The organism is Arthrobacter sp. Y3223164 (assembly GCF_059091005.1).
The window spans coordinates 1-10,211 of the sequence record NZ_JBNHGF010000072.1 but is presented as its reverse complement, the minus strand read 5'-3'; the positions used below and the strand labels follow the sequence as shown (position 1 = coordinate 10,211).

The window sequence follows — 10,211 nt, the reverse complement described above, 5'->3', positions numbered from 1 at the left end:
GCCTGCGCCGGCTGATCAGGCTCCTGCCCCGGCCCGCGCCCATGTCCGTGGGCGACGCGGCCATCATGCCGGAGGTTCCGGACCGCCGCCGCTTCCTGGCGAACGCCGCGGCGATGGCGGGTGTCGCCGTCGTCATGGAGATCGCGGCCGGCGCAGTTTCGGCGGCGCGGAACAGCGCACGGCAGGTGCGCCAGGCATTGGGGCTGCCGGTCCCCGCGCGGCCTGCCGGGCCATTGCCGGAGGATGTGCAGGCACCGGTGGACGGGGTGGTTCCCTTCGTAACCCCCAACGAGGAGTTCTATCGCATCGACACTGCGCTCATCGTCCCGTCGGTAGATCCGGGGCAATGGCAGCTGCGCGTTCACGGACTGGTTGAGGAAGAGTTCAGCATTAACTTTCAGGAGTTGCTAAAGGCCGACCTTGTGGAGAGCTACACCACGCTGACCTGCGTTTCGAATCAGGTGGGCGGGAACCTGGCCGGCAACGCCCGCTGGCTGGGGTATCCGCTGCGCGACTTGCTGGCGCGTGCACGCCCCCTGCCGGAGGCGGACATGGTCCTGTCCACCAGCGTCGACGGCTTCACTGCTTCGACCCCCTTGGAAGTGCTCACCGACGGGAGGGACGCGCTGCTCGCGGTCGGGATGAACGGGGAGCCCCTGCCGCTGCAGCACGGTTTCCCCGTGCGGATGGTGGTGCCGGGGTTGTACGGATACGTGTCCGCGACCAAGTGGGTGGTCGACCTGGAGCTCACGCGGTTTGCGGACAAGGCCGCCTACTGGACCACCCGCGGCTGGTCGGACCGCGGTCCGATCAAGACGGCCTCGAGAATCGAGGTGCCTCGGCCCGGAGCCCGCCTGCCGGCCGGGACCCTGGCCTTTGGGGGAACGGCCTGGGCCCAACACCGGGGCCTTTCAAAAGTCCAGGTGCAATTGGACGACGGCGACTGGGTGGACGCCCAACTGGCGGCGGAGGCTTCCGTGGACACCTGGCGCCAGTGGTACTCGGTGCAGGACGAGGTTCCGGCCGGGCCGCACCGGCTCCGGGTGCGTGCCTGGGAGGCGGACGGAACGCTGCAGACCGAGGCGGCGGCACCGCCTGCTCCGGACGGCGCCACCGGCTGGCACAGCGTTGATTTCACCGTTGCTTAACCGCCGGGTCATCTTCGTCACAGGACCCGCGCCCGATGCCCGGGATTCCGCCGCCGGTCTGCAGGAGGCGCCCAGCTTCGGTTGCTATGCTCAATAGCCGCCTCCCGTCGCCGCAGGCGGCTGCCCGTTCCCTCGGCGGCACCGCCGTCGTTCCCCGGCGCACCGATTTCCTACCGTTCACCTTCCCTTCCCTCCAGGAGACCCGCACCCCGATGACCAGCCCGGCAGTATCCGATCAGCACAAGGACCTCATGGACCGCAGGTACGACTCTGGCGTCGCCGACATTAACCGTCTCTGCGACGAACTGCGGGACCTGAAGCCGGGTACCGAGGTCCCTTACGTGGATCCGATCCACGACGCCGATGAATGCCGGATCGTCTCGCTCTACTCGAACATCGGGCACGCCTCGGACACGGGTTTCATCTGGCCGGGAGACCAGGAGGCAACGACGCGGATGCTCGGGCTGCAGTGGCAGCTCGGCCTTCGGCCCCAATACGTGATGCCGTGGAACGTGCATCCGTGGTTCACCCCGGGCGAGGCCAACGGCAAGCTCACCCCCGACCAGATCAACGCCGGCCTCAAGCCGCTGCTGAAGATGCTGACGCTGGTGCCGCGGGCCTCGGTGCTCGTGGCACACGGAACCGAAGCCCAGCGGCTCGCCGGCTTGCTGCTGAAGACCGAGAACCCGCTGCTCTGGCGGCGCGGCTTCAAGACCTACAAGGTTCGGGCGCTCAGCGGCCGGGCCTTCGCGGGTTCGCCTGCCCGCCAGCAGGAATGGCTGGACGCGATGCACGAAGCCTATGCCGACGCCATGGCGCGGACCGGATTGGGCCGGCCCGCCAAGTAGCACTGCGACCCGGCTCGCCGGGCACCGCCGGCGCCCGGCCGTCCATCCCTCCCATCCGGCTAAACAATCCCTCTCCCGCCATGGCGGCTGCGCCTTCCCGCGGCTAGCCTGAGCCTGGACGGGAGGAACAGCCATGCCGTTGTGGATGACCGCGTTTTCCGTAGGGGCGATGGGCGGTGCCGCGCTGGTGCTCGGCTGTGCCGTCGCTTGGAAATGGGACATTCCCGTCAAGGTTGTCTCGACGGTCATGGCCTTCGGCGCCGGCGTCCTTATTTCGGCGCTCGCCTTCGAACTGGTCGACGAAGCGGTAACGACCGGCGGGATCGGCGCGACCATCGGAGGTTTCCTCGTCGGCGCCTGTCTCTTCGTGGCAACGAACGCCCTGCTGGCCACAAAAGGGGCCAGGCACCGCAAACGGTCCGGCAATCAGCAGCCCGCCGAAGGAGATACCCCGGGCAGCGGCCTGGCGATCGCCGCCGGCGCCCTGCTGGACGGTATCCCTGAATCCCTCGTGCTGGGCCTCGGCCTCGTCGCCGGGGGAACAGTCAGCCCCGCAATGTTGGGAGCCGTGTTCATTTCCAACATCCCCGAAGGGCTCTCCAGCAGCGCCGGCATGAAGAAGGCCGGGCGGGGCGCGGGCTATGTTTTTGGCGTGTGGGGCACCATCGCCGTGCTCTCCGGAGCCAGCGCACTGGTCGGCTACCTTGCGCTGCAAGACGCACCGGAAGAGCTCGTGGCGTTCATCAACGCGCTGGCGGCGGGCGCCATCCTGGCCATGGTCGCCGACACCATGATCCCCGAGGCCTTCGAAGAGCATCACATCCTCACCGGCCTCACGGCAGCGCTCGGGTTCGTCACGGCCCTGGGCCTCGATGCGCTGTAACCCGGCCCCTGCGGCAATCCCCCGGCCACGCTGCCACCAGGACCAATCACGGTGAAAATCAGCAGGCCCGCCATTGCGGGGAACCGGATGCGGAATCCACAAAATTCTCTCGTTCCCGGTCAATGACGGATCTATACTGTGGGAGCGCCCTGCGACAGGGCCCCGGGCAACGGGGCCCGCCCGGCCGGGGCGACAGGAGAAAATCGGTGCGCTGGTCGCTCGAACATACGGTCCCGGCTGTTGTCCCGAGGCCGGCTCCCCCGCCGCCGCTTCGCCGCGCGCTTAGCCGCTGGCTGTTGATGGACAAAGTTCCGCCGGTGGGCCGCGAAAGCGCAGCGCGCGGGACGCCCCATCCCTGGTGGAAGGTCGTGTGCCTGACCGGCGTTGACTACTTCTCCACGCTCTCCTACCTGCCCGGAATTGCCCTGATCGCTGCGGGACCGCTGTCGCCGCTGGCAACGCTGCTCATTGTGGGGCTCACCTTGCTGGGAATGCTCCCGCTCTACCGGCGCGTGGCGGCGGAGAGCCCGCACGGGGAAGGCTCGGTGGCCATGCTCGACCGGCTCCTGCCGTTTTGGAAGGGGAAAGTTGTTATCCTCGTCCTGCTCGGTTTCGTTGCCACATCGTGGATCATCACCATCACACTCTCGGCCGCCGACGCAACGGTGCATTTGCTCGAGAATCCCTACTCTCCCGGCTTCTTGCAGGGCCACCCGGTTCCAGTCACCGTCGTGCTGCTGTTGGTCCTCGGGGGCATCTTCCTGATCGGATTCGGCGAGGCTGTAGCCATTGCCGTGCCCCTGGTGACCGCGTTTGTGATCCTGAATGCGGCCGTCATCATGGCCGGCCTGTCGCTCATCGCGCAGGACCCCGGCCGCATCAGCGACTGGGCGCAGGCCATGGCCGTTGCCAGCCCCGGCCCCGGCAACCTAACCTTGTCCCTGCTGCTGGCATTTCCTCTGCTGATCCTGGGCCTGTCTGGATTCGAGACCGGCGTGAGCATGATGCCGCTCGTGGCGTCCGAGGGGCACACTCCCGCACAACGCCTCGCCTCACGGGTCCGCAATACCCGGAAGATGCTGACGTGTGCTGCGGCTGTTATGAGCGGTTTCCTGATGGGCAGCAGCTTCGTGACGGCCGTCCTCATCCCGCCCGAGGCCTACGCCGCGGGTGGCCCCGCGGATGGCCGGGCCCTCTCCTATCTTGCGCACGCACTGCTCGGCGAGGGGTTCGGCACGATCTATGACGCGGCAACGGTCTTGATCCTGTGGTTCGCGGGAGCCTCGGCGATGGCCGGGCTGATCAACATCGTCCCGCGTTACCTGCCGCGCTTCGGAATGGCCCCCGAATGGACCAGTGCGATCCGGCCCGTCGTCCTGGTCTACACCGGGGTCAGCATCCTGCTCACCGTGAGTTTTGGGGCGGATGTCAACGCCCAGGCCGGAGCCTACGCCACAGGCATCCTGGCCATGATGGTGTCAGCGGCCGTCGCTGTCGCCGTCACGACTGCACGCCGCCACAAACGCCGCACCGCTGCCGGGTACGGCGCCCTCAGTTTGGTGCTGCTCTACGCACTGCTGGCCAACGTCCTGGAAAAACCCGACGGCATCGGCATCTGCGGGCTGTTCATCGTCGGCATGGTCGGCGTCTCGCTCGTCTCCCGCGTCGCCCGCACCATAGAACTCCGCGCCGAACGTATCGAATTCGACCAGACTGCCCGGCGGTTCATCAGCGATTCCTTGGACAACGACGGCTCGCTGAACATCATCGCCAAGCGCCGGCCCGGAAACCACGACGATTACAGTGCCAAGGAAGACGCGCAGCGGCACATGAATCCGGTCCCGGGGACGGCTGACGTCCTGTTCCTCGAAATCGACATCGTGGACCCTTCGGCCTTCGCCAAGGTGCTTCGCGTCCGCGGCATCGACGTCGGCGGGTACCGGGTGCTTCGTGCGGAAAGCCCCGCGGCCCCGAATGCTATTGCCGCCATCCTCCTGGCCGTGCGGGATGCAACGGGTGTTCGCCCCCATGCCTATTTCGAATGGTCTGAAGGCAATCCGCTCGGCCACCTCTTCCGCTATCTGCTCCTGGGAGAGGGAGACACGGCTCCCGTAGTGCGCGAAATCATCAGGCAGAATGAGCCTGACCCTGCCCACCGGCCCGGGATCCATGTGGGCGGATAGCGGCGGCGGAAGCCCGCCCTGACCGCTGAGATGCCGCACGCCGCCGTCGTCGTGGGCACGGCGGCCGGAGGGCGGTCACGCCCGGGCACGAGCATTGCGGTCGCTTTGGGTGGCGGCTAGATTATCTGCATGTCTCAGGAACCAGGGATGGGGGCGCCTGGAGCTCAGGGAACCGGGGGAATGTCCGGCGAACCGGAACGTCCCGCGCCACCGCGTCCGCAGATGTCCGACCTCACGCCGCCTCCGATCATCGGGACTTTGGTGCCGCCGCCTGCTGTCAAGAGGGTCCGCGCCTTGTGGATCCTCAGTTTTGTTTCGGGACTGATTGCGGGGATCTTCGCGTATTTCGCGCAGGAGGAGATCCTCAAGCACCTGCGCGGGCTCATCGACGGTTTGGAGCAGGGCGCCGACGAGGAGACCGTGGAAGCGCTCGCGGTCGTGGTTTTCTGGGGAACCCTGTGCGTGCTGGCGCTCGTCATGCTGATCGAGGCCGTGCTGCTGCGGGCCCTTATGCGCCGGCATGGCAAGGTGCGCTTCGTGCTGCTCGCCATGCTGTTCGTCCACGGGGCGGTGACCCTGCTGGCCGACGAATTCCTGGCCGCTCCCGGCGATCAGGAATTGGGCATCAGGATCATGCTGGTTCTGCAGCTGGTGCTAGCCGGCGCGGCGGTAATCGCCAGCGTCCTGAGCGGGGCCAACCAATGGTTCCGTGCCGAGCACCAGGGGCGGCGAGGCAGGCCGCCTGCCTGAAGCAGGCTGCATTCCGGCCAACAGTTCCTCGCAGCTGCGAATGACGGTCTGGCAGACCTCGGCGACGGCACGGCCGCGCAGCGGGTCGCCGGCCACGGCGTGCCAACGTCTCAGGCACGCCACGGCGTGCTCCCGCAGGACCTCGCCCGGGGCGTCACGCGGAAGCCCCAGGCGTTCGGGGGCCGAGACGCCTTCGCCGCCGATCATCCGTTCAGCTTCGGCGGCCAACTCCGGCTCCAGCGGCAGCCCGGTGGTGCGGGCGGCCGCCAGCAGACGCAGTTCACGGAAGGCGTGGGCGCTGGCGAGCAGCCGTTCCAAGCCGGCCGCGACTCCCGCGGCGCCCGGGCGGGGGTGGTCGTTCAGCAGCTTTTCGACGCCGACCAGGGCCGTCCGGGCTTTCAACTGTCCGGCCCGGGCTTGGAACTGCCCGGTCATCACGGTTAGCAATTCGTCCAGCCCGCTGCGGCGGGCCAGTTCGTGGGCCAGCGCGGTCGGCTCCGAGATGCCTCCACGGAGCAGCGCGGCTGCCAGCCGGAGCCCGAAGAGCCCGAACCTGTCCAGCAACTTGGCCCGCGCTTCCGGCGTGGCGGACAGCGGGCCTCCCGGACGGACGAAGCGGTCGGCGGACAGCAGGAGCAGCTCCCGTTCCCGCCTGTCCAAGGAAGCGAGCTCGGCGAGGACGGCGTATTCCGCCTGACGCAGGCTGCGCGCCGACTGGGCCAGGAGGCCGGCGATCGGCACTACCCCGAGGGCCAGTGAACGCAACGCGCCGTCACGGCGGTACCGCGCAGCGATGTCCCGGGCGGAGAGCATGGCGTCGATCCGGCCGGACCCAACCTCGTCCGCACGGGACAGTACCGCCAGCGCGTTGACGGTACCGCTCTGGCCGGCCGCGGTATCACGGAAGGACTCCAAGAAACCCAAATCGGACGCGTGCAGGTGCCGCAGCAGGTAGATGATCGCGTCGGCCTCCGAGGGCGCGTCGGCCGGCGTCAGGAAATCGGTGGAGCGGGCCGACACGTCCCGGGAGAGCGAGGCAATGCCCGGCGTGTCGATCAACGTCACGTCCCGCAGGGTTCGGGACGGCCAGTCCACCACGAGCCTGTCGACGTCCTCTGCCTGGACCCCGCCGAGCTCGAACACCAACCGGCCGTCGGTGCGCTTGGTCGGCAGGTCCCGGGGCGCTCCAGAACGCGGGTGCAGGGTAATCCGCGGAGTGTCGCCGAAGCGGTACCAGGTGACCACCCGGGTGCACTCTCCCGTGTCGGTCGGGGCAATCTCTTCGCCGATAATGGCGTTGAGCAGGGTTGACTTGCCCGCTTTGACCATGCCCGCAATGGCGATCCGCAGCGGCTCGTCGAGGCGGCGGGCATACTCCTCCAACACCTGACGCACGGCCGGTTCGTCGCGGTAGGCTGCAATCGCTTCCTGGACCAGCCCGCGCGCCGCTTCGACATCCGCTCCGGCTGCCGCGGTATTCATGCCTGTCCAGCCACTTGCGGTGCAGCGTCCAGCGCCAACGCCTGCTTGCGCAGCGACTCCACGAGCGCGAGGGACGCCTTAAGCTCCTTGATCCGCAGGTCGCGTTCCTGGTGGAACCGGCTTGCCGCCTTCTGTGCCGCCAGTACCGAATCCGCCAGCGAGCGATGGTGCTCTTCGGCCAGTTCGGTGAAGTGGTCGCGGGTGGCCCGCTGGACGATCCTGAGCCGGTCCTTGAGCTGCTTGCCAACCTGGAACACGACCTCATCGACTTGTTTCCGGACCAGGGCCTTGGCCTCCGATTGGCGGCGCTTCAACCGGGCTTCCTTGTCTTCGCGGTAGGCCTTGCCTCCCAGCAGCAGGCCGGCGCCGACCGAGATCGGGTTGATCAGCGCCATGCCCGCGATCCCGGTGAGGAGGCCGAACATCAACACACCGCCGTACGAACCCCGCATGCCAATCAGTATTTTCTGGACCGTTCCAAGGCGTCCTGCATCCAGATCCGGGATTTCCTCGACCGGGTCGAGCACGTTCTCCGTGGAATCGACCTGCAGCAACGGCAGGGTCACGTCGTCCTGGTTGAAGTGCTCGGCGACCTTTTCCGCCAGCCACAACGACCGTTCGTTCGTCCACACGAAGGTGTCGGAGACGGCCGCGGCCACACGCTGTTCCAGCCAGTGCACAAACTGTTCCCACTGCGGACCGGGATCCCCGGCATCAATGGACTGCTCGGCGTCCCGCAAAATGCTGCGCAGCCGGTCTCGCAAGTCGTATTCCATATCGGCGATGAGATCGCTCATGCCGTCATTGAGCGTGACCTGCCAGCGGGAAGAACGACGGCGGAGCTCGTCGGCGCGTTCCTTGGCCGTTTCCAGCTCGGCCAGCATCTCCGGGGTGCCGTCCGGATTCTCCAGCGCGCTCAGTTCGGACTTCAGCGACAGCCGCAGATGGTCCATGGCGGAAATCAGGTCCTGCGCCACGGACCGCCGCTGGAGCCGCTCGGTCTGGCCCAGGATCTTTTGCCGGAGGTAGGCCACCAGCTCCGGAAATCCCGATTCGGCGTTCAGTTCGCTGTCACGCATTTCGGCCGCCCGGAGGCGAAGTTCCGAGGAGACCGGAATCAGCGGCATGTCTGCCCCGATCCGCTTCAAATGGCCCCTGTCCAGTTCGGCCACGCGCCGCCATTGCGGGTACAAATCCGTCTTGGACAGGACGCCGGCCACATTGGGGCAAATCCGTTGCGCCTGCCGCAGGAACCGGATCTCCGGTTCGGTGAACTCCTGGGATGCGTCCGAGACCAACAGCACGGCGTCCGCCGTCGGCAGTGCTGTCAGCGTGGTGAGGGTATGGGCCGAGTCCAGTCCCCCGACCCCCGGCGAGTCCACCAGGGCGAGTCCGCCGTGCAGGACCTTCCGGGGCAGGGAGACTTCCGCGGCTGCCAGCCGGCGCTCGTTGCCCGGATTCCCCCGTTCCGAGACGTGCTCGGCGAGCTCGTCCAAGGCGACCGGGAGACGCTCCAGTTCAACGTCCCCGTCGCCGGAGTCGGCGCGTTCCTTCGGAACCAGGATCACGGCTGAGGCAGGCTCCCCGTGCTTGACCACCGTCGGCACCGAGGTGGCGACGTCGTCGTCGATGGGACAAACCGGCGCATTTACCAGGGCGTTAATGAGCTGGCTTTTGCCCTGCTTGAATTCACCGACGACGATCACCCGGGTGGCCGGATCCTGCAATCGCTTGCGGGTCTGTTCCAGGCGCCGCTGCAAGTCTGCGCGCTCACCCTTCTTGGCCAATTCCTGGCCCTGATCCACCAGCTTGACGAGCTCGACCACCGTATCCCCTTTTGACTTCCGGCCCCGCGGCCGGACCGTGACACTGTCCAGCAGGAGGTCCCCCGGCCTCCTGCTGGACAGCTGATCTGTCGTGATTCAGTTATCGGGTCGGTTAGAAGTCGACCTCTTCGGCAACAACGCTGTCTTCGATGTCCACTTCGTTGTCCGCGACGATGACGGAGTCGTTGACGGAGTTGTCGGTGAACTCGGCGTTGATGTCGTCCACCTGCACGTCCGTGTTCGTGGAGCTGTCGTTGAACGAATCCTCGACCTCGACCTCGTTGAACGAATCCTCGACCTCGACCTCGTTGAAGGAATCCTCCACGTCGATATCGGTGGTGGAATTGTCCTCGTTGAACGAGTCCTCGACCTCGATCTCGGTGGTATTGCCGTTGTACGAGTCCTCGATCTCCACGTTGGTGGAGTTGTCGGTCGAGTAATCCTTCGAATGGTCGGAGTTGTCGTTGAAGGAGTCTTCCACCTCGACGTCCAGGTCGACATCCGTGTTGTAGGAGTCCTCGTTGTAAGAGTCCTCGTTGTAGGAATCCTCATTGTAGGAGTCCTCGACGTTGAAGGAGTCCTCGACGGAGATGTCGGTATCCCCGACGGTCACATCGCCCTCAATGTCACCGGTTGTCACGGTGGTGGAGTTGTCGGTCGAGTAATCCTTCGAGTAGTCGTTGGAGTTATCCGTCGAGTTATCCACGGTGGCGTCCCCGCCAGCCGCAACAGAGTCGTCGCCCGAGGCGATCACGGCGTCGTTGTCGAACCACTGGTTCACGTCGCCGTCGGCCCAGATGTTCTGGTTGACGGACTGGTCCGTGATGGTGTCGCGATCGTCGATCGTAGAGGTGTACGAGTAGTTGTTCACGATGTGCGTCAGTTGCTGCACGGCGTGGGCGTGGTCATCATGATCGTTGCCCCTGCCGCCGCCGTGACCGTGGTCATCGTCGTCATGGCCGCCACCCCCGTGGCCGCCGTCGTGACCGTGGCCGCCGGGACGTCACCGTGGAAGAGGTGGACGTGGCGCCCGTCCAGGTCCAAGGCCCGAAGGCCAAGGGGCTGATGTCCGACCTGTTCGGCCCGCAGAT

General features: G+C 66.6%; 9 protein-coding genes. 5 read left to right on the top strand and 4 right to left on the bottom strand.

The features are described from left to right. From AC5RUJ_RS06080 to AC5RUJ_RS06060, 5 genes are all read left to right on the top strand, one after another. Nucleotides 1-1,148: molybdopterin-dependent oxidoreductase (locus tag AC5RUJ_RS06080; protein WP_494155674.1), on the top strand; the 1,148-nt coding region annotated here is incomplete at its 5' end. Nucleotides 1,149-1,360: 212 nt separating this feature from the next. After that, complete coding sequence (locus AC5RUJ_RS06075; protein WP_494001311.1) at nt 1,361-1,996, top strand: uracil-DNA glycosylase family protein; 636 nt, start codon at nt 1,361-1,363, stop codon at nt 1,994-1,996. A 133-nt stretch (nt 1,997-2,129) separates the two neighbouring features. Then, a complete protein-coding gene (locus tag AC5RUJ_RS06070; RefSeq protein ID WP_494013734.1) occupies nt 2,130-2,879 on the top strand; it encodes a ZIP family metal transporter in 750 nt (249 codons plus the stop codon). A gap of 317 nt (nt 2,880-3,196) precedes the next feature. Beyond that, complete coding sequence (locus tag AC5RUJ_RS06065) at nt 3,197-5,062, top strand: APC family permease (RefSeq protein ID WP_494127565.1); 1,866 nt, start codon at nt 3,197-3,199, stop codon at nt 5,060-5,062. A gap of 180 nt (nt 5,063-5,242) precedes the next feature. After that, complete coding sequence (locus tag AC5RUJ_RS06060) at nt 5,243-5,812, top strand: hypothetical protein (RefSeq protein ID WP_494155673.1); 570 nt, start codon at nt 5,243-5,245, stop codon at nt 5,810-5,812. Here the strand turns inward: AC5RUJ_RS06060 and AC5RUJ_RS06055 are convergent. The 4 genes from AC5RUJ_RS06055 to AC5RUJ_RS06040 form a co-directional block, all read right to left on the bottom strand. Next, nucleotides 5,717-7,294 (bottom strand): dynamin family protein, encoded by a 1,578-nt coding sequence (locus AC5RUJ_RS06055; protein ID WP_494127567.1) that lies wholly within the window; start codon nt 7,292-7,294, stop codon nt 5,717-5,719. The genes AC5RUJ_RS06060 and AC5RUJ_RS06055 overlap by 96 nt on opposite strands. Then, nucleotides 7,291-9,120 carry a dynamin family protein gene (locus tag AC5RUJ_RS06050; RefSeq protein ID WP_494127568.1) on the bottom strand — a complete coding sequence of 610 codons (1,830 nt, stop codon included), beginning with the start codon at nt 9,118-9,120 and terminating at the stop codon, nt 7,291-7,293. Before AC5RUJ_RS06050 ends, AC5RUJ_RS06055 begins: the two co-directional genes overlap by 4 nt. Before the next feature lie 112 nt (nt 9,121-9,232). Further along, complete coding sequence (locus AC5RUJ_RS06045; protein WP_494155672.1) at nt 9,233-10,012, bottom strand: hypothetical protein; 780 nt, start codon at nt 10,010-10,012, stop codon at nt 9,233-9,235. Then, the coding region (locus AC5RUJ_RS06040; protein ID WP_494155671.1) for a hypothetical protein at nt 10,000-10,211 on the bottom strand (212 nt) is incomplete at its 5' end. The genes AC5RUJ_RS06045 and AC5RUJ_RS06040, both read right to left, overlap by 13 nt.